General features: G+C 31.3%; 21 protein-coding genes. 6 read left to right on the top strand and 15 right to left on the bottom strand.

The window, feature by feature from the left end:
• Window positions 1–10: 10 nt before the first annotated feature.
• From FF125_RS21195 to FF125_RS21160, 8 genes are all read right to left on the bottom strand, one after another.
• Window positions 11–964, bottom strand: coding sequence for a carbon-nitrogen hydrolase family protein (locus FF125_RS21195; RefSeq protein ID WP_138952127.1), 954 nt, complete (start codon window positions 962–964; stop codon window positions 11–13).
• A gap of 76 nt (window positions 965–1,040) precedes the next feature.
• Window positions 1,041–1,979, bottom strand: coding sequence for a geranylgeranylglycerol-phosphate geranylgeranyltransferase (locus FF125_RS21190; protein WP_138952126.1), 939 nt, complete (start codon window positions 1,977–1,979; stop codon window positions 1,041–1,043).
• Between the two features lie 9 nt (window positions 1,980–1,988).
• Entirely contained in the window at window positions 1,989–2,915 is a 927-nt protein-coding gene (locus tag FF125_RS21185; RefSeq protein ID WP_138952124.1) for a mevalonate kinase family protein, read from the bottom strand.
• Between the two features lie 121 nt (window positions 2,916–3,036).
• Window positions 3,037–3,609 carry a toxin-antitoxin system YwqK family antitoxin gene (locus tag FF125_RS21180; protein ID WP_138952122.1) on the bottom strand — a complete coding sequence of 191 codons (573 nt, stop codon included), beginning with the start codon at window positions 3,607–3,609 and terminating at the stop codon, window positions 3,037–3,039.
• A 156-nt stretch (window positions 3,610–3,765) separates the two neighbouring features.
• Entirely contained in the window at window positions 3,766–4,851 is a 1,086-nt protein-coding gene (locus FF125_RS21175; RefSeq protein WP_138952121.1) for a diphosphomevalonate/mevalonate 3,5-bisphosphate decarboxylase family protein, read from the bottom strand.
• A 27-nt stretch (window positions 4,852–4,878) separates the two neighbouring features.
• Window positions 4,879–5,796, bottom strand: a complete 918-nt coding sequence (locus FF125_RS21170) for a DMT family transporter (RefSeq protein WP_138952119.1) — start codon at window positions 5,794–5,796, stop codon at window positions 4,879–4,881.
• 70 nt (window positions 5,797–5,866) lie between these two features.
• The gene (locus FF125_RS21165; protein ID WP_138952117.1) at window positions 5,867–6,580 is read right to left on the bottom strand and encodes a LytR/AlgR family response regulator transcription factor; all 714 of its coding nucleotides are present in this window, start codon (window positions 6,578–6,580) and stop codon (window positions 5,867–5,869) included.
• A 1-nt stretch (window position 6,581) separates the two neighbouring features.
• Window positions 6,582–7,334, bottom strand: coding sequence for a sensor histidine kinase (locus FF125_RS21160; RefSeq protein WP_250629646.1), 753 nt, complete (start codon window positions 7,332–7,334; stop codon window positions 6,582–6,584).
• 528 nt (window positions 7,335–7,862) lie between these two features.
• Here FF125_RS21160 and FF125_RS21155 point away from each other — a divergent pair.
• From FF125_RS21155 to FF125_RS21145, 3 genes are read left to right on the top strand one after another with little or no spacing between them, the layout of a single operon-like run.
• Window positions 7,863–8,216 (top strand): hypothetical protein, encoded by a 354-nt coding sequence (locus tag FF125_RS21155; protein WP_138952115.1) that lies wholly within the window; start codon window positions 7,863–7,865, stop codon window positions 8,214–8,216.
• Window positions 8,217–8,219: 3 nt separating this feature from the next.
• On the top strand, window positions 8,220–9,542 hold the full coding sequence (locus FF125_RS21150) for a serine hydrolase domain-containing protein (protein WP_138952114.1): 1,323 nt from the start codon (window positions 8,220–8,222) through the stop codon (window positions 9,540–9,542).
• A gap of 30 nt (window positions 9,543–9,572) precedes the next feature.
• Complete coding sequence (locus tag FF125_RS21145; protein ID WP_138952112.1) at window positions 9,573–9,809, top strand: hypothetical protein; 237 nt, start codon at window positions 9,573–9,575, stop codon at window positions 9,807–9,809.
• Between the two features lie 4 nt (window positions 9,810–9,813).
• Here FF125_RS21145 and FF125_RS21140 read toward each other — a convergent pair whose 3' ends face one another.
• From FF125_RS21140 to panC, 6 genes are read right to left on the bottom strand one after another with little or no spacing between them, the layout of a single operon-like run.
• On the bottom strand, window positions 9,814–10,422 hold the full coding sequence (locus FF125_RS21140) for an alpha-ketoglutarate-dependent dioxygenase AlkB family protein (RefSeq protein ID WP_138952111.1): 609 nt from the start codon (window positions 10,420–10,422) through the stop codon (window positions 9,814–9,816).
• A gap of 25 nt (window positions 10,423–10,447) precedes the next feature.
• Entirely contained in the window at window positions 10,448–11,665 is a 1,218-nt protein-coding gene (locus FF125_RS21135) for a BaiN/RdsA family NAD(P)/FAD-dependent oxidoreductase (RefSeq protein ID WP_138952109.1), read from the bottom strand.
• Window positions 11,647–12,603: a GYDIA family GHMP kinase gene (locus FF125_RS21130; protein ID WP_138952108.1), complete on the bottom strand. Its 957-nt coding sequence runs from the start codon at window positions 12,601–12,603 to the stop codon at window positions 11,647–11,649. Before FF125_RS21130 ends, FF125_RS21135 begins: the two co-directional genes overlap by 19 nt.
• A complete protein-coding gene (locus tag FF125_RS21125) occupies window positions 12,603–13,571 on the bottom strand; it encodes a lysylphosphatidylglycerol synthase transmembrane domain-containing protein (RefSeq protein WP_138952106.1) in 969 nt (322 codons plus the stop codon). The genes FF125_RS21130 and FF125_RS21125 overlap by 1 nt, the downstream gene beginning before the upstream one ends.
• 10 nt (window positions 13,572–13,581) lie before the next feature.
• The gene (panD, locus tag FF125_RS21120) at window positions 13,582–13,935 is read right to left on the bottom strand and encodes an aspartate 1-decarboxylase (RefSeq protein ID WP_117880050.1); all 354 of its coding nucleotides are present in this window, start codon (window positions 13,933–13,935) and stop codon (window positions 13,582–13,584) included.
• Window positions 13,936–13,981: 46 nt separating this feature from the next.
• Window positions 13,982–14,821 carry a pantoate--beta-alanine ligase gene (panC, locus tag FF125_RS21115; protein ID WP_138952105.1) on the bottom strand — a complete coding sequence of 280 codons (840 nt, stop codon included), beginning with the start codon at window positions 14,819–14,821 and terminating at the stop codon, window positions 13,982–13,984.
• A 106-nt stretch (window positions 14,822–14,927) separates the two neighbouring features.
• On the opposite strand from panC, the gene FF125_RS21110 reads away from it, so the two are divergent.
• The 3 genes from FF125_RS21110 to glmS are packed head-to-tail and all read left to right on the top strand — an operon-like array spanning window position 14,928 to window position 19,199.
• Window positions 14,928–15,734 (top strand): glycogen/starch synthase, encoded by an 807-nt coding sequence (locus FF125_RS21110; RefSeq protein WP_138952103.1) that lies wholly within the window; start codon window positions 14,928–14,930, stop codon window positions 15,732–15,734.
• Between the two features lie 27 nt (window positions 15,735–15,761).
• On the top strand, window positions 15,762–17,333 hold the full coding sequence (locus FF125_RS21105) for a DUF4270 domain-containing protein (RefSeq protein WP_138952101.1): 1,572 nt from the start codon (window positions 15,762–15,764) through the stop codon (window positions 17,331–17,333).
• 21 nt (window positions 17,334–17,354) lie between these two features.
• On the top strand, window positions 17,355–19,199 hold the full coding sequence (gene glmS / locus FF125_RS21100) for a glutamine--fructose-6-phosphate transaminase (isomerizing) (protein WP_138952100.1): 1,845 nt from the start codon (window positions 17,355–17,357) through the stop codon (window positions 19,197–19,199).
• A 64-nt stretch (window positions 19,200–19,263) separates the two neighbouring features.
• Here the strand turns inward: glmS and pth are convergent, their stop codons facing one another.
• The gene (pth, locus tag FF125_RS21095) at window positions 19,264–19,830 is read right to left on the bottom strand and encodes an aminoacyl-tRNA hydrolase (protein ID WP_138952098.1); all 567 of its coding nucleotides are present in this window, start codon (window positions 19,828–19,830) and stop codon (window positions 19,264–19,266) included.
• Between the last annotated feature and the right edge of the window lie 107 nt (window positions 19,831–19,937).

The following is a 19,937-nucleotide window of genomic DNA, read 5'->3' as shown; positions in this document are numbered from 1 at the left end:
GGAATTTAAACTACTCTTTAATCTCAATTATTTGTTGTCGCTCTCTGTTTACCATAAGTTTAGTAACATCTGGTCGTGAATAATGCCCAACAGGATCGAAATTCTGACGTTCTTCTAATACCCTATTAAAATCTAAAGTTTCAATAAGTAGCCCTTCTTTATGTAAAACAGGTTCTAATAACCATTCGCCATCCGGACCAGCAATACACGAACCTCCATTGGCTAAAACTTCTGGAGCATTTTTAAGTATTTTTTCTAAATGTGGTGTGTTTTTAGGAAAATCACTTTTAGCCATTAAGCTAGATACAGAGATTACGAATGAACGTGATTCTCTTGCTATAAATCGAGTTATGTCTTTGGTGTTATGGTCACTGCCAGGCCAAACTGCAATATGTAAATCTTCTCCCATACCATACAAAGCAGTTCTTGGTAATGGCATCCAATTCTCCCAACAATTTAAACCACCTACCGTAAAATTTTTAAGTGGATGCACTCGTAATCCGTTTCCATCGCCAGGGGCCCAAGTTAAACGTTCGTCATAGGTTGGTTGAAGTTTTCTATGTATCGACTGTATTTCTCCTTTCTGATTGATATATACAAGTGAACAATATAGGCTATGACCTCCTCTATTTTTTGCTCTTTCAATTATGCCTAAATATATGGCAATAGTATTTTCTTGTGCCAATTTACAAATACTATCTAGCTCTCCAGCTTCAATTTGAATTGAATTATTTGCATAGTGTGCATGGAGTTCTTTATTTGTTTTGGTGTTCCATTCGGCACCGCCAGTTAGTGATAACCAAAAAGGATAACCAGGCAATAGAGCCTCTCCAAAAACAACTAATTCACAATTTTGATTCGCAGCACTTTTAATATTTGAAGCAATTTTTTCAAGAGTTTTGTCTTTATCTAACCAAACAGGTGAAATTTGAGCTAAAGCAACTTTTAGTATATGTGAGTTCATCTGTTATTATTTTTTAGTGGTCAGATGGAATGCCAAGACTATGATATTGGTGTTATCCAAATTTTAGTTAGGCATTTCATAGTATTCTTTTAATTATTACAGAAGTGTCAATAAAGGCTAAACTAAACACGCCCGCAATAATTAATAATTTAAGAATGGTATGCAAGAGCATGTAATTTTTTTTAGTATTTGATTGCCATAATAAGATTAGAAAGACTAATAAAACTATTGCCGAGAAATAAAAATAATATTTCATTAAACCGATTTCAGGATATTTTAATAAGAATGAAATAGGAGGTATGGTTAAAAATACAATGAGTGTTATAAGTGTTTTAGTAAACCGTTCGCCATATTTTATAGGTAATGTCATATAGTTTGAAACAATATCACCCTGCATGGTTTCTAAATCTTTGATAAGTTCTCTTATTAATAATATAAAAAACAGGAAACAAGCATGGGTAAAAATAATAGTAGAAAAGTTCCTATAATATACAAAAATTACAAAAAAGGGTAGTAGGGCTAAAATAGCGGCGGAGAATAATTTTACTAATGGATAATGACGTAGTTTGTGAGAATAAAACCAGATTGAAAAAATATAAACTGCAAAAAACACTGCTGCTTTCCATGACACAAAAAATGCAAATGCAAAACCTAAAAAGTTAAGTGTAAAGTAAATATATAATTTAGTTTGCTGAGTAACAATACTATCTAGCTTTGTTTTTTGAGGTTTGTTTATTTTATCTTTATCTACATCGTAAAAATTATTGATAATATAACCCGAGGCAATTACACAAATCGTCGCTAAAACGATTAGATATAAATCTAAACTAAGTAAGACACCGCGTAACGATTTTTCAGGAGCAAAAATAAATATAGACGCTAAGTATTGAGCAATTACGATAATTACTATATTATAACCTCTTACTACAGATAGTAAACTGAAAAATTTATAATAAAAAGGATATTTTTTTGGTTTTTTGGGTGTGTTCTCTTCCGCGGCTTTAAGTAAGTCCATAACCCATAATTAAAATCTGTAAACTAATTCTAACTTATAATTTTTTAGAATCTCTTGAGCTTTTGCATAGTCAGGTGTAAAACCTAAAATATAGCCACCTCCACCAGAACCACATAATTTTAAATAATAGGCATTGCTATCAATACCATGTTGCCAAAGTTTATGAAATGCTTTAGGAATCATCGGTTTAAAATTAGCCAACACAACTTTAGAGAGTTGTTTTACATTTCCAAAAAGCGATTTCGCATTTCCATGTAAAAAATCATCAATACAAGCATCTGTATATTTTGCAAAATCTTCATTGATCATTTTTCTAAAACCTTCATTTTTCATTTTATTCATGAAAAGGCTAACCATAGGTTCAGTTTCACCAATTTGTTCAGAATCTAATAAAAACACAGCTCCTTTACCTTCTTTTTGAGATGGTATTCCTGTTGGTTCTAAATTATCTTTAGAGTTGATAAGAATAGGTAAACTTAAATAGCTGTTTAACGGATCTAATCCAGAACTTTTACCATGAAAGAAAGATTCCATCATTCCAAAAATTCCTTTTAATTTTAATAATTTATCTCTAGTTAAATTTTCTAATACGGTAATTTTGTCATCGGCATATTTATCGTATATCGCAGCTACTAAGGCACCTGAACTTCCAACACCATAACCTTGAGGTATACTAGAATCGAAATACATACCATTTTGTACGTCTCGCTTTAATTCATCCAATCTAAAATGTACAATACTGTTATCAGTATCCGACAAATAGGTGTAATATTTCAGTAAATTTTCATTGGATTTTTTAGCAGTATCCGATAAATTATTTGATGTTTTTAAGGCACCTTTAAAAAAATTATATGGTATCGCCAAACCCTTAGAATCTTTTATAATTCCGTACTCACCAAAGAGTAAAATTTTAGCATAAAATAAAGGTCCTTTCATCAATTTATGAATATTAACATAATAATATGTTGCAAATATAATATAATCTCACTAATAATATTGCTTCTATGGTTCTTAAACGCTGTTATATAACGTTTATTATCAAAACAAACGTCATTGTTTAATCTTCTATTGAACCATCATAATAATATACTTGCCATGTTTCTGACTTTTTACCATTGGTATATTTACCTTCGGCTTTTAACTTTCCACTTTTATAATGTTCTTTCCAATCACCAATTCTTTCTCCAAGTTTATAGTTGCCAGATTCTGAAAGTTGGGCGTTTTCATGATATGCTACATAAGCACCATCAATTTTACCGTTAACATAAGAATATTCACTTTTTAACGGGCCACTTTTATAATAATTTTTACGTAAACCATGAGGTACATTATTTTTATAATGAACGGTTTGCATTACTTTTCCGTTAGGGTGATACCAAATTACTTTTCCGTGTAAAACTTCTTCATTTTCTTTTAATGATAAGGCCTCCATTTGTTTAGTACCATCAATATAATAGTCCTGCCACCAATAACCATTATCTTTTTTATCAGGTGCGGGTCTGAAATATGAGGCTTGGGCTCGTGCCGTTTCTCCCCAATTGGAATCGTACCAAAGGGTGTCTTTTTGAGCAAATAATAATGTAGAAAAAAGGAATGTAAGCAGGCAAAATAATGTAGTTAAGTTTTTCATGACCGAAATTTTAAGTTAATAAAATCCAAAACGATATACCTAGCTTTTGCATGATTAAGCTCTATTTATATATAGTTTTGCTAATTCAGTCTCAATTTATTATAACGTTGTATCGGCCAAAAAATCAAAAGAACAAATTATAAAAGGATAGGAAATCTATTGAATTTGCCTCGCTCCAAATCCGACCCTGTCACAAATATAATGATTATTTTGACAAAATTGAATTAATTCGCTGATAATAAAATCGTTAACTTTTTCCTTTTCTTTTTCAGGAAATAAGATGTGAACATTGGCACCGGCATCTAATGTAAAGCAGATGTTTGAGTTTGTCTTTTCTCTGAATGCCCAAATTTTATTTATTATTTCTAACGTGTTTGGCTTCATTAAAATAAAATAAGGATGACTCGTCATCATCATAGAATGCAGCGTAAGTGCTTCGCTTTCTACAATGCTTATAAACGATTTTAAGTCGCCCAATTTTAAAGCTTCTGAGATTTTAATCATGTTTTCATTTGCTTGCACAAATCGTTGTTGAGCAAAAGGATGATTATTCATTAAGTTATGCCCCACGGTACTCGATACTTGTTTTTCACCCTTGTCAACTAGTAAAATTGTATCATGGTAATTTTTAAAATTTTCATGAACAGTTCCAGAAAATTTTACTCCAAACAGGTCAGAACTATTGTCAATTTTATCGTGTTTACCCCAAACTACCAGTGGTCCTTCAACACTTCTTGCAGCACTACCTGAACCTAAACGAGCTAAAAAAGAAGCTTTTTTATTAAATAGTTCGTCTGAAATAGCGGGATTTAAGGCTTTTTCCATGCTCATAATACATAAAGCTAGGGCGGACATTCCACTTGCTGAAGATGCAATTCCACTACTATGTGGAAATGTATTACGTGTTTTAATTACAAAATTATAATCTGAAATAAATGGAACATATTGTTTTATACGCTCAAAGAACTTTTCTATTTTCGGTTTAAAGTCATCCTTCTTTTCGTCTTCAAAATAGATATCGAAATTGACATTCTCGTTAGGTTTACTTTTACTAAAATCAATAGTAGTTATTGTTGAACAAGCATCTAAAGTAAAACTGATAGAAGCATTTTCAGGAAGTTGCGGTTCTTTTTTCCCCCAATATTTTACTAGGGCAATATTACTTGGAGCTTTCCAAGTGAAAGAGCCATCATCTAATATTCTTTTCTGTGTTGGTTTGTAAATAAAATTGTCGCGTTCCAAAGTTGAGATTTTTCACAAAGATAAATGTTAGGGAACAAGTTTTCTATTTTTTTTAGATTTATTCAGAGAAACAAAAGTAATACCAATGATTACAATTACTGCTCCTAATAATTGCATTATGGTTAACCTTTCATCAAGAAAAATATAGGCTAAAATAATGGTAGATATAGGTCCAATACTGCCAATGATAGAAAAATTAGATGCTCCTATTTTTTTTATGGCCAATGACACTAAAAACGAAGGAATTAATGTTGATAAAATAGCCATCATAAAACCAAGTAGATATACTTGATAGGAGTATTGAAAAACACTTGTTCTGTCGAGTATTAAATAATGGATAATGACACAAATTGACGATATTATCATGGCATATGACGTAAAACGTAATACTCCAAATTTTGGTATTAACCATCCGCTACCAACGAGATATGAAGCATAGGTTAGGGCACTTAAAAAGATTAAAAATCCGCCAAGGAAAATATGATCACCGTTGTATTGCAATTCTCCACTAAATGTTATTATTACACCAAAATAGGTGATTAATATCGCGATAATCTGCTTTGGTGAAATTCTTTCTTTAAGGAAAATTCTTGAGATTAAAAGCACTAAAGTTGGGTAAATAAACAGGATAATTCTTTCTAAACCAGCCTTTATGTATTGTAGGCCTAAAAAATCGAAATAGCTGGCCAAATAATAACCGATGAATCCAAAAAAGAGCAACCACAGATAATCTTGTTTCTTAATATTTGTTGTTGATTTTGGTTTATGAAAGTATAGAATTATCAAATAGAAAGGAAGTGAAAAAAGCATTCTAAATAATAGTAAATGTAATGAACTTACATTGTATTGATAAGCCAATTTAACCATAATGGCTTTTGCGGAAAATAAAACAATGCCAACTACTGCAATAAGTACAGCCGAGTTTTTGATTTTTGAAAATAGCATGAGCAAATGTATTGTAATGCAATTTTCTGAATGTTATTAATTACTTGTAATTACGATGCTCAATACTGTATTACAGACTTTCTAATTTTTTGAGAACATCATTTTTGTAGGTTCTACTTATAGGAATGGCTTTGTTGCCAAGTTCTACAAATTCATTGGTAAACAATTCTATTTTATTAATTGAGATTATAAATGAACGATGTGTTCTTAAAAATTGATGTTGTGGAAGTTTCGCTTCTATATTGCTAATCGTTTCTCGGGTAGTAATGGTTTTATCAATTAAATGAATTTGAATATAATCGCTCAAACTTTCAATATATAGTATTTCAGAAAAATTAATTTTTACCATTTTTCTATCAGCACGTACAAAGATAAAATCATTTTTTTCATGTGTTTCAACAACTGGCTTCTCTATAATTTCAATATTTTCATTGCTGAATTTATTGATGGCTTTCAATAAACGTTCAAAAGAAATGGGTTTTAATAAATAATCAACGGCTTGCAAGTCAAACCCGTCAATAGCATATTCGCGATAGGCGGTTGTGAAAATTACCTTTATATTTTTATTGATTGATTTCGCAAAGGCTAATCCCGATATTTCGGGCATATTGATATCTAAAAAGATCAAATCAATTTTATCTGAACTTATGGTATTAAAAGCTTCCACAGCATTTTTACATAATTTGGAAACCTTTATGATATCAATTTTTTGCAAATGCGTAGCTAAAATTTCACGGGCTATAGGTTCGTCATCAACAATTATGCAGTTAATCTGTTTCACCAATTTAGTTTGCTTTTAAGTTTAAAACGTTGAGGTTAACATTATACCAACCCTCAAATTCAGAAATATTTAATGTATAATTATCAATATACAAAATATCCAATCTTTTCTTTATGTTTTTAAGTCCAATACCATCATTTTCTTTTGTGGCTTCATTTTGAATAGTGGTATTTTTTATAGTAAAATTAAGGTTGCCATCTGAAAACCATATTACAATCTCTATGTTTAAAAACCCATCTATTAAATGACCATGTTTAAAGGCATTTTCTACGAATGGTATTAAAAGCATCGGAGCAATTTGAATAGTTTCAGGAATTTCATCAGCAATAAAAGACACTTTTAATGTATCTTGAAATCGTATTTTTTCGAGTTCGATATATTCTTTAATATGAGCAATTTCTTCTTTTAAACTAACTTTAGGTTTATTTACTTGGTATAAAATATAGTCTAATAAATTTGATAATTTTAATATTATTTCAGGGGTATCTTTAGACTGTTTTAAGGCAAATCCGTAAATAGTATTTAGGGTATTAAATAGAAAATGTGGGTGAATTTGCTTTTTTAAATATTGCAATTCTTGATTTTTAATCTGCAATTGAGTTTCCAAAATTTTATTTTCTAATGCTTTATTTTTTGAAATGGTTTTAAAGTTGTGATTTAATAAACTGATAAAACTAAAAATAGCAACCACTAAATACACAAGAATTAAAACAAACACAAAGTTTCGGCTCATTGGTGGCATTTTTTTTATTTCCATGTTAGACAAGAAAATAAAACTAACGTAAATGGCGATAAGTATTAAAACCGTTGAGAAAACAGACATATAAAGACTGTAAAGTATGAAAAGAAAGTACTTTTTTGTTAGGAGGTATTTAGGAATTAAATAATACACCATAAAGTAGGTAGTTACGATTGCTATTGGCAATAGAAAACTTGAAAACCAAGTGACATAACTAGTATTATCAGAATTGTAACTAAAAAAGTAAACGAAGAAAAACCATACAACAACCCATACTAAAAAATGTATAGGTATAAATTTGCTTTTATGCAAAAGGTTTGTATTCATTCTTTGTTTAACTTTAATGACGCAAGTTGCTTATTTTATTTTAATATGTATAATTTCATAGGTGAATTACCAATTTAACACTGTTTTTTGCAAATAGAAGGTTCAAATTAGGCTTATTCTGTTAATTAACACTCTAATTCTTTATTCTATCGCTAATTTATATAGCAATGCTACTTTCAGATTACATTTGAGTATTATTAATTTTTAAATCTAATTATTATGTCATCATTTTTCCAAAAATTTTTTCAGTTAGAGCCACTTTTAACATATCCACTTTTGTTATTATTAATTTTAGTGATATTACTTCTTATTAAAGGTTTTCTAGAAAAGGAGAACTCAGAAAAAATAATAAATCTTATAAGTTCAGTTTCCTTATTTGCATTAGTATGGGGCTTCTTTACTCTTATGATTAGTTTGATTGGAGCATTTGAAGCCATTCAAATGGCAAATGAAATTTCGGCTGGAGTTATAGCAGGGGGGCTTCAGTACGGTCTCTTGACTCCCGTATTTGGTTCCGTTATTTTTCTAATTGGTAGATTAGGGATTATTGTTCTAACTTGGACAAAAAAATAATATATGGTCAAGTACATTATAATTATAATAGCTTTTTTAACAAGTCTTTGCTTACAGTCTCAAACTATTGACAAAACTAAACTTGATAGTTTATTTAGCAACATTGAAGAAAATAAAATAGGAATGGGAACGGTTTCCATTTTTAAGGATGGACAAGAGGTCTATCAAAAATCCATAGGTTTTTCTAATATCAATTCAAAGTCAAAAGCTAATGCGTTAACTAAATATAGAATTGGCTCTATAACGAAAACATTTACAGCTACAATTATAATGCAATTGATTGATGAAAAGAAACTAAGTCTTAGTTCGAATTTAAGTTCTCATTTTCCTGAAATTGAAAATGCCGAGATAATAACAATAGAAAACCTTTTGTATCATAGAAGTGGTTTACATAATGTAACAAATGAAAAAGATTTTCAACTTTGGATAAGTAAACCAAGAAAACGAAAAGAAATGCTTGAAAAGTTCATTAAAAATGGTGTGGATTTTGAACCCAATGAAAAAACAGCATATTCAAATACAAACTATATTTTACTTTCTTATATAGCTGAAGATATTGATAAAAAAACCTTCTCAGAAATTTTAAACAATAGAATTTCTGATCCAATTAAATTGGATAGAACAATTTATGGAAAAGATATTATTCCGAGTGAGAATGAAGCGGTTTCCTATTATGAAGAAGATTCAGAATGGAAGCCAATCACATTAGAAACTGATTTAACTGGACCGATGGGGGCTGGTGCAATTGTGTCAACACCAAGAGAACTAAATGTTTTTTATGATAACTTATTTTCAGGAAATTTAGTTTCAAAAGACGCTCTAGAACAAATGAAATCTGTAAAAGAAAATATGGGTATGGGATTGTCTAAACTTGTTTTTAAAGGTTTAGAGGTATATGGTCATGATGGAGGAATTGATGGTTTTAGATCTATGGCTGCATATGTTCCTAGTAGAAATGTTTCGATTGCCTTTTCATTTAATGCCTTAAACACTGAGGCAACAACTATTTTGGTATCGCTGTTAGAAACTTATTTTAGCAATGACCCAAGCCTAGAAAGTGAATCTAAAATTGATTTGACAAGTAATGATTTAGATGTGTACTTAGGCGTTTACAGTGGTTCGACATTTCCAGCAAAGGTAACTTTTACTAAAGAAGGAAATACATTATTTGCTCAGGCCACGGGACAACCGATTTTTAAATTGATTGCAACCGAAAAAGATAGCTTTAGCTATGACTCTATGGGCATTAAGTTTACGTTTAATCTAGCTAATAATTCTATGATTCTTAATTTTGGAGGAAAGATACATGACCTGCAGAAGGAATAATGGTTATTTTTGTGTTTTAAAAATTATACGTTGAGCAGAAAAATAAAATTAATATGGGACTTTAGAGGCCCAGAAGCTTTACCAACAGCAAAGCACCATGCCATTCATTTAAAGGAATTTGCAGTCAAGGAAAAGCTGTCATATTATGAAGTTGATGTTACTGAACATTCAGAATACTTTGCCATTGCCTATATTGTTGTGGATGAAAAAGATATGCTTATCTATCGTGATGCGTTAAAGCCACATAGAGGAGAAGTGGCTAGTTAAACGTTTATTTCTCAATTGTTCTAAACGTCAAATTTACTCTTGGATTAAAAAATTTCTTGGTTGGTGGTAATCTGTGTAGCCAATGTGTTTGTGTTTCATCTTTCATTACCAATAAGCTTCCATGTTCCAAAACTAATGAGACAACTTCTTTGGTCACTTTATGCTTAAAAGCAAATTTGCGTTCAGCACCAAAACTGAAGGAAGCAATGGCACCATTTTTCTTTAAATCTTTTTCTCCATCGCTATGCCAAGCCATACCTTCTGATCCGTTATGGTATAAATTTAGCAAGCAGGAATTAAAGGTTTCTCCTGTCTTTTGTTCAATTAATGTTTTTAATTTTTGTAACTCTTTGGTCCATGGTAAAGCCAATTTCGTATTGTTAGAATAGGTGTATTCAAAGGGTTTTTCAGCGTACCATGCTACTTTTCGCTTTGTTTCGATACGCTTTCCAAAGATAATAGCAATATCATTTTTCCACTGAATGGTTTTTAGTAGACTTTCGTAATATACAGTTGCTTTTTCCTTAGTCAATAATTTTCCATAATAATTTACTGTGCCGTCTTCTGGTAAGAGGTTTTTATTTGCGTCAATAAAGTCATCAAAAAGGTACATTTGGTAATCTATTTTATCAAAAGTATTAATTATTATTAGCCATTGTATTCCCAACAATATAACCACCCGTCCAAGCATTTTGGAAATTAAATCCGCCTGTAACGGCATCGATATTTAGCACTTCACCAGCAAAAAATAAATTACTGTGGAGTTTACTTTCAAATCGTTTAAAATTAACTTCTTTTAAATCTATACCGCCTGCGGTTACAAATTCTTCTTTAAATGTACTTTTCCCATTAGCATTAAACAGTCCTTTAGTAAGTTGATTACTGAGGTTTTCGAGTTGTTTGTTAGATACATCTGCCCATTTAGATTCTCTTGTTATCTCTGAAGCCAAGATTAAGTTTTCCCAAAGGCGTTTTGGTATTGCTGGAAAAACAGATTTAAGAATTATCTGTTTCTTTTGATTGTCTTTTCTAATACCCTTTAAGTTTTCCAGAACATGTTCGGTTGGTTTTGATAACCAATTTACTTCTACATTATATTGGTAGTCTTTCTCAGCTAAAAAACGAGCTCCAAAGGCAGAAAGTTTTAAAATGGCTGGTCCACTCATTCCCCAATGTGTAATCAATAAAGGGCCATTCGTTTGGAATTCTGAATTTACTATTGATACTGTTGCATTTGCTACAGAAACACCTGGAATTTCTTTAATTCTCTTGTCGTTTATTTTAAAGGTAAATAGTGACGGTACGGGCTGAACAATGGTATGTCCAAGTTTTTCCAACATTTCCCATATTTTGGTGTTACTGCCTGAAGCTATCAATAATTTATCAGCGATAAAATCACCTTTATTCGTTATTATACTCCATTGATCTCCGGCCTTTTTAAAAGATTCGACTTTATGATTTAATTTAGTGACTATTCCCAGTTTTGTAGTTGATTTAAGCAATACATCCATAATGCTTTGTGAAGAATTGGATACAGGAAAAACACGATTGTCAGCTTCAATTTTTAATTCAACCCCACGATCTTCAAACCATTGCATGGTGTCGCCAGTCATAAACTGATGGAATGGTCCGAGTAATTCTTTGTTTCCCCTTGGGTAAAATTCACAAAGTTCTTTTGGGTCGAAACAAGCATGTGTTACATTACATCTTCCTCCGCCAGATATTTTTACTTTTTGAAGTACTTCTTTACCACGTTCTAAAATTATAATTTCAGTATCTGGATTGTTTTCTGCACAGGTTATTGCGGCAAAAAATCCCGCAGCTCCACCACCAATAATTACTGTTTTTTGTCGCATAATATCATTTCTGTATATGAAATTACGGTTCCAAAACCTTTTTGCTTAAAGTATTCAGGCGTATCATCATTTCCTGTAGCTAAAATAAAATCGCCTCCCCAAGCACCAAGGCTTTTTGTTTGACCAAAATAATCAGAAAAAAATTTTTCTTGAACAGGTTTTTGCTGAATTATTGATGAAATAATTCTTTCATGTTCATTGATTAACTTTTCAAAAACGGATAGTGATGCAACACTACTAATTTCTCCTGTTAGATTAGATATTTCGAGGGTCAATTCATTTATATTACCCTTAAAATTTCTGTACGAAGCAATACCTTCTCTACTATTTTGTTTTTTGTTGAGGTGCACAAAATAGAGTTGATTTCTAAATTTTGGGTTAAAAGCTATAGTTTCAACTATTGGTTTTTTATTTAATTTCTGATACAAAATTGATTCGTCGTTTTGGGCACAAGCAATATCATATCCGCTACCTCCAAAATTAGAAAATTGTAATTTAAAAGCATCGACATTTGCCCATTGAGCAATGTTATTGATTAAGGTAGAGGATGAACCTAGTCCCCAATTTCTCGGAAAATCAAGTGTTGATTTTAAATAATATCCCTGTTTTTCTGTGAGGAAGTTTGTCCCGAGCATTTGGGATTGCGATTTAGCACTCAGTAATATTTCTCGAAGTTTTTCAGCTAATAAATCGCCACCACCCTCTTTACTAGATTCAAAAGTTGCCGATATAATTCGCAATCTAGGTAAATCAAATTCAACTTGGAGCCATAACTCGTTTCGGTCTGTATAACTTTCCCAAACAAGTTTGTCTTCATTAATTTTTTTGATAGTTATACTCTGCCCAAATTTTGTAGGTAAAGCCAGAGCTTTTGCTCCGTCAAGGACAAGGTATTCACCAGTAAGCAGTAGTTTCCCGTTACTGTAATAAGTTTTCATTACGTTCTATTTCTATTGTAAATAGGTAAAATTAAGAAAGATAAAGCACCAAATAACAACACCATTAATGTTTGGGCTGTCCACATTATCCATGCAAAAGCTCTTGCTGGATTGTCAGGTATATCATACAAAATTAGCACACTAGCAACGGCAATAGGGTAGGTTCCTAAACCTCCATTGGTTACTGCCATGCTTATTCCGCCAACCACAAAACCAACGATAATAGCTTCAAAAGGTAAATTCGAGGTTTCTGGTAAGGCAAAACTAACTGCATAAAACATTAAAACATACATTAACCAAATAAAAAAGGTATGGAAAATGAATGACCATTTGTTGTCCATTTTAAAAATACTGATAGCACCCTCTACTAACCCGTTAATAAATTGCTTTATTTTAATAAAAAATGGGTTTTTTGATTTTTTGATGATAAAGTAAAAGCTAATTGCCAATGCGACTATTGCGGCAAACACAATATATTTTTGCATGCCACTATCTTCATCTTTAAATAAATATTCTGATAGTAATTCAGCTTGTAGAAAAAAGGCTAAACCTATAATTCCCATTAGCATAATAGCGTCTGCAATACGTTCAGCAACGATAGTTCCAAAAGCTTTTTCAAATGGGATGTTTTCGTACTTTGAAATCCCCGTTGCACGAGCAATTTCACCAGCACGAGGTATACCAAGATTCACTAGATATGCAACAAATACGGTCATAACACTATTAGCAAATTTCGGTTTATAACCCATGGGTTTTAACATAAATTGCCAACGGTATGCTCTTGATAAATGACTTAAAGCTCCTAAAACTAAAGACAGTAATACCCACCAATAATTAGCTTCTTTAAATGAGTTAATTATAGCGGTTTTATCATCTGGTGTTAGTTTTGATAAAAAATACCAAACTAAAAAAACTCCCAAGGCAATTGGGAGTATTAAAAATAATGATTTTCTAAGTTTTTTGTTCAATAAGGTCAGTTTAACTTAACAACGTATTTGTTTTTTCATCAGGAAATATTACAGTTGGTTCAAAGGTTTTTGCTTCTTCAAAATCCATTATACCATATCCAATAATAATAACAATATCTCCTTTAGCAACTCTTCTGGCTGCAGGTCCGTTCAATACAATTTCACCTTTCCCTCTTTCGCCTTTAATAATGTAAGTTTCAATTCTTTCACCATTATTAACGTTAACAATTTGTACTTTTTCTCCTTGAATCATATTTGCGGCATCCATTAAGTTTTCATCAATGGTTATGCTTCCAATATAATTTAAATCGGCACCAGTTACGGTAACCCTATGTATTTTTGATTTTAATGCGACAATATCCACAAGCGTTTTTTTAATTTTGTGCAAAGATAATTAATTTTAGGTTCTTTTATAACGCTAAATTGTCAATTAATCTAATCTCACCTGCAAATACAGCAATATATGCTCTGTAATTATTACCCTTTCGTTTGCGGTTTGCGGATATTAAAGTTGTTTCATTGGCAATTTCAAAATATTCTAACTTTAAAATACTATTTGCATTGAACTGTTTTTCTACCCACTCTATAATTGTAGAAATAGATTCTGATTTAAACTTTTCTTTGGCCGTTTTTAATGTTTGAAATATAAATGGAGCTTCTTCTCTTTGAACGCCCGTAAGTCTACTATTTCTAGAGCTCATGGCTAATCCATCATCTTCTCTATAGATAGCACACGGAATAATTTGAACAGGTAAATGATGCTTTTCAACCAGTTTTTTTATTATTTGTAATTGTTGAAAATCTTTTTCTCCAAAATAAGCTCTATTTGGTTTTACTATTTCGAACAACTTTTTTACTATAGTTCCAACGCCATCAAAGTGTCCTTTTCTGTGTTTACCTTCCATTTGATGTTCTAATCCATCAAAATTAAAAGAGTTAGACATAATTTGATTGTTATAAATTTCTAAGGCATCGGGAGCATAAACTACATCGCAATCAATACTTTTTAAAAGCTCCAGATCTTTTTTTAAATCTTTAGGATATTTTAACAAATCTTCTTCTTTGTCAAATTGTGTTGGGTTAACGAAAATGCTAACTACCACTATGTTATTCTCAGATTTTGCTTGTTCAATAAGTGAAATATGGCCTTTATGCAAAGCTCCCATTGTAGGTACAAATCCTACAGAAACAGTACTGTCAAGCGAGTCTAAATACGCTTCGATAGTTTTATTTTTATAAAAAACATCCATCAATTTTAATGTTAATTAGTGTTAAAAGGGCGTAAACTTAACATTTTAAGCCTAAATCTAAGCAAAAATTCGTAATTTTGCTTATTCTTAAATACAGACGGATTTTATGAAAGATAAGAGAATATTGTATGTATCATCGGAGGTAATTCCTTATTTACCAGAAACAGATACAGCAAGCACTTCCTTTGAGTTGGCAAGACTAATGCACAGTAAAGGTGCTCAAATTAGAATTTTTATGCCAAGATTTGGTGTTATCAATGAGCGAAGACACCAATTGCATGAAGTAATTCGATTGTCGGGTATGAATTTGATTATCAATGATATGGATATGCCGTTGATAATTAAAGTTGCTTCAATACCAAAAGAAAGAATGCAAGTTTATTTTATTGATAATGATGAATATTTTAAGCGTAAGGCTGTTTATTCAGATGAGGATGGAAAATTATTTGAAGATAATGATGAACGTGCCATATTTTTTGCAAAAGGTGTAATAGAGACGGTTAAAAAATTAAATTGGACTCCTGATATTATTCATGTACATGGGTGGATGGCTTCATTATTACCTTTGTATTTGAGAGAATACTATAAAAATGACCCTTTATATATCAATAGTAAAATAGTTACTTCTGTTTACGATACTGGTTTTGAAGGGACTATAGGTGATAAACTAAAAGACAAAGTTAGATTTGATGGTATTAATGACGAAAAACTACAGTCCATTTCTACCACTAGTTATAATAATCTGATGAAAATAGCAATTGAAAATTCAGATGCTGTTATTAAGGGAAGTGAAACTATTCCTGAAGAAATAGTAGAGTTTATTAATCAAAAAGAAATTCCTCTACTAGGGCACCAAGATGGAGAAGAACCTTCTGATATATACTCCAACTTTTACCTTACCGAAGTTTTATAAAATAATTTTAAAAATAATTTATTGTTTATGACTAAAAAAATTGTGAACAGCATTAAATATATTGCTATATTTTCTATTGTATTATTGGGTGTAATTTCTTGTGAAAAAGACTTTCAAAATGTTGGTGTCGGTTTAGTAGATAATGATTTGTTTACTACTGAAAGTGAAACTTTTGAAGTGGTGGCTTATAACGAAAATGTTACTAGATCTCAAATTAGTACTAGTAACCCTCACCTCTTAGGTGTAATTAAAGATGATAATTTTGGACTTTTAAAAGCATCTGTTATTAGTCAAGTTGGTCTTGGTGCTATTTCATTTACTGATAATATGTCAATCGATGCAGTAATTTTAAATATTCCTTATTATTCTACTCAATTAGAGGATGGTGATAATGGTAGACCTGTTTTTGAATTAGATTCAATTTTTGGGAAAGAGGATGAAGAATTTATGCTTTCGGTTTATGAAAATGGAACTTATCTGAACAATTTAGATCCTTTAGACCCAACGGAAAATAAAAAATACTATTCTAATGCCTCCTACACAAAAAAAGACCTACTTTATTCAGGTCTTTTTAAGCCGAATGCAAATGATACGGTTTTATATGTTAAAAGAAATTTCTTAGATGGAGATGCAAATACTGTTGATGATACAGATACCATAAAATCGGCAACTATATCACCTTCAATAAAAATACCTTTAGATACTACTTTTTTTAGAACAAGATTTATTGATCAGCAAAATTCAGGAGCATTTGATTCAAGTGATAATTTTTTAAATTATTTTAGAGGATTAATTATTGAAGCGGATGGTACAGATGGGGCTTTAATGACGCTAGCTATGTCAAATGCCTCGATGACTTTTTATTATAGTAATATTGTGTTAACAGATGAAACTACAACAACAGGCGATTTAAATGGTGACGGAGATACAGATGATGAAGATGTTCCAGTAAAAACGAAGCAAACAGCAATTTTCGCACTAAGTGGTATTATAACTGAAATTTATAATCGAGATTATTCACAAGCTATATCTGACATCGATACTAAATTGATGAGCCCTGATACTAGTAATGGTGAAGAAAGCTTATATATTCAGGGTGCTGCGGGTTCTGAGGCAGTTGTTGAATTGTTTAAAGGACTTGATAATACCGAATTAGAAGAAATTAGGAATAAAAACTGGTTAATTAATGGAGCAACCCTTTCATTATATATTAAAAATCAAGGCGATACTATAATACCACAACAATTGTATTTGTACAATTATGATTACAAAAGCCAAATTCTTGATGCCATGTCAGAAGCTTCCATAAGACAATTTGATGGCGTTTTGCAAAGAGATGATGACAATAAACCGTTAAAATATGAGTTTACTATAACGGATTATATTTCAGAAGTTTTAAAATCAGATGAGCCTTTAGAACTAAATAAGCTAGCAATAAAAGTGGCTCACTCAAGCGATTTTCCAACAAGTGCTATTGATACTATTATTAAAGATTATAGTTGGAACCCGAAAGGAGTAGTTCTAAAAGGCAATAACCTTGTTGATACGGACGAACAAAGATTAAAACTTGAAATATTTTACACAATTATTAATGAATAATAATTAAAAAGAATAATTACGATGTGTGGAATTACAGGTTATATAGGGTATAGAGATGCTTATCCTATTATTATTAATGGTTTACAACGATTAGAATATAGAGGTTATGATAGTGCAGGTCTTGTACTATATGACGGCAAACAAATAAATTTAGCAAAAACAAAGGGTAAGGTAAGTGACCTAATTGAAAAAGTTACTAATAAAGAAGGTCATTTAGGAATTGGTCATACACGATGGGCTACTCACGGTGTACCAAATGATATAAATTCACATCCGCATACTTCACAATCAGGTAATTTAGTAATTGTTCATAATGGTATCATTGAAAATTATGATACTATTAAAAAGGAATTAATAAATAGAGGCTATACTTTTCATAGTGATACTGATACTGAGGTGTTGATAAATCTGATAGAAGAGGTTCAGAAGAACAATAATGTAAAACTTGGTAAAGCGGTTCAAATAGCCTTAAATGAAGTGGTTGGTGCATATGCTATTGCTGTGTTTGATAGAAGAAATCCAGATGAAATTGTAGTTGCACGTTTAGGGAGTCCTATTGCTATTGGTGTTGGTAAAGATAAAAGGGAGTTCTTTATAGCTTCAGATGCCTCACCTTTTATAGAATATACTAAAGATGCTATTTATTTGGATGATGAGGAAATGGCAATCATTAGAGTTGGTAAAGATGTCAAAATCAGAAAAATAAAAGATGATTCATTAGTCGATGCTGATATTCAAGAATTACAAATGAATCTTGAACAAATAGAGAAAGGTGGCTATGAGCATTTCATGCTTAAGGAAATTTATGAACAACCTAGAGCTATAAAAGATACCTATAGAGGACGATTATTAAGAGACGAAGGAATTATCAAAATGGCCGGTGTTGAAGATAATATGAAAAAGTTCTTAAACGCAGATCGTATTATTATTGTAGCGTGTGGTACTTCTTGGCACGCAGGTTTGGTTGCTGAATACATTTTTGAGGAGTTTTCTAGAATACCTGTTGAGGTTGAATATGCCTCTGAATTCAGATATAGAAATCCAATAATAACTGAAAAAGATGTTGTCATTGCAATTTCGCAATCTGGTGAGACTGCAGATACCTTGGCGGCTATCAAGTTAGCAAAAGAAAAAGGAGCGTTTGTTTTTGGAGTTTGTAATGTGGTAGGATCATCTATTGCAAGAGAATCTCATGCAGGGGCGTATACGCATGCAGGACCAGAAATTGGTGTAGCATCAACCAAAGCTTTTACTACTCAAATAACGGTTCTATCTTTAATTGCCTTACGTTTAGCGAGAGCAAAAGGAACAATGTCTAGTTCTGACTATAGATTGCATTTACAAGAGTTAGAATTAATTCCAGGAAAAGTAGAACAAGCATTAAAGGTAAATGATCATGTAAAAGAAATTGCTAAAGAATATTTACTGTCTACTAACTGTTTATACCTTGGTAGAGGTTATAACTTTCCAGTTGCCTTAGAAGGTGCGTTAAAATTAAAAGAAATCTCTTATATACACGCAGAAGGCTATCCTGCTGCTGAAATGAAACACGGACCTATTGCCTTAATAGATGATAGAATGCCTGTAATTGTAATCGCAATAAACAGAGGGCATTACGAAAAGACTGTAAGTAATATTCAAGAAATAAAATCTCGTAGTGGTAAAATTATTGCGGTGGTAACTGAAGGAGATACCACAGTTAAAGGAATTGCAGATCATATTATTGAAATTCCTGATACTGAAGAAGCATTTTCGCCATTGTTGACTACTATTCCATTACAACTTTTATCGTATCATATTGCGGTAATGCGTAACTGTAACGTTGATCAACCTAGAAACCTTGCAAAATCGGTAACTGTTGAGTAAATAGAAAAGATAATTAGAAAGAAATAAAAACTCCAAAAGAAGATATGTCCTTTTGGAGTTTTTTTTATTTACCATTAAAATCACTCATCGTATTGTTTAAACCGGCAGTACCATAAGATTTGATAAGTTCACAAGATTTATCTAATCTTTCTACCAGCTTGGTTTCTTCTTCTGGAGTCCATTTACCTAATACATAATCAATTTGTCGGCCTTTGCTAAATTCATCACCAACACCAAATCGAAACCGAGGGTAGTTTTGCGTGTTTAATTGTACATTAATATCTTTTAGACCATTATGTCCGCCAGCACTACCTTTACCCTTTACTCTAATTGTTCCGAAAGAAATGTTTAAATCATCACATATGATTAGTACATTTTCAAGAGCAATGTTTTCTTTCGTCATCCAGTATTTTACAGCTTTACCACTCAAATTCATATAAGTAGAAGGTTTTAATAGAATGAAGGTTCTTCCTTTAAATCTGAATTGACTAATGGCTCCTAGTTTTTTATTTTCAAACGTAATATTTTCTTTAGAAGCTAAGTTATCTAAAATTTTAAATCCAATATTGTGACGAGTATTGTCGTATTCTGAACCAATATTACCTAGTCCTACAATTAAGAATTTTTTCATATCGGGTGAGGTATTATTTTTTATGCTTAAAAATGATTTTATAAAGGATAACAATCCCATTTTGGTTGTGTTTAGATGACAAAAATAAAAAAAGCCTCGCGATAGCG

Source organism: Aureibaculum algae, from assembly GCF_006065315.1.
Classification (GTDB): Bacteria; Bacteroidota; Bacteroidia; order Flavobacteriales; family Flavobacteriaceae; genus Aureibaculum; species Aureibaculum algae.
This window is presented reverse-complemented; position numbering and strand designations above follow the sequence as displayed.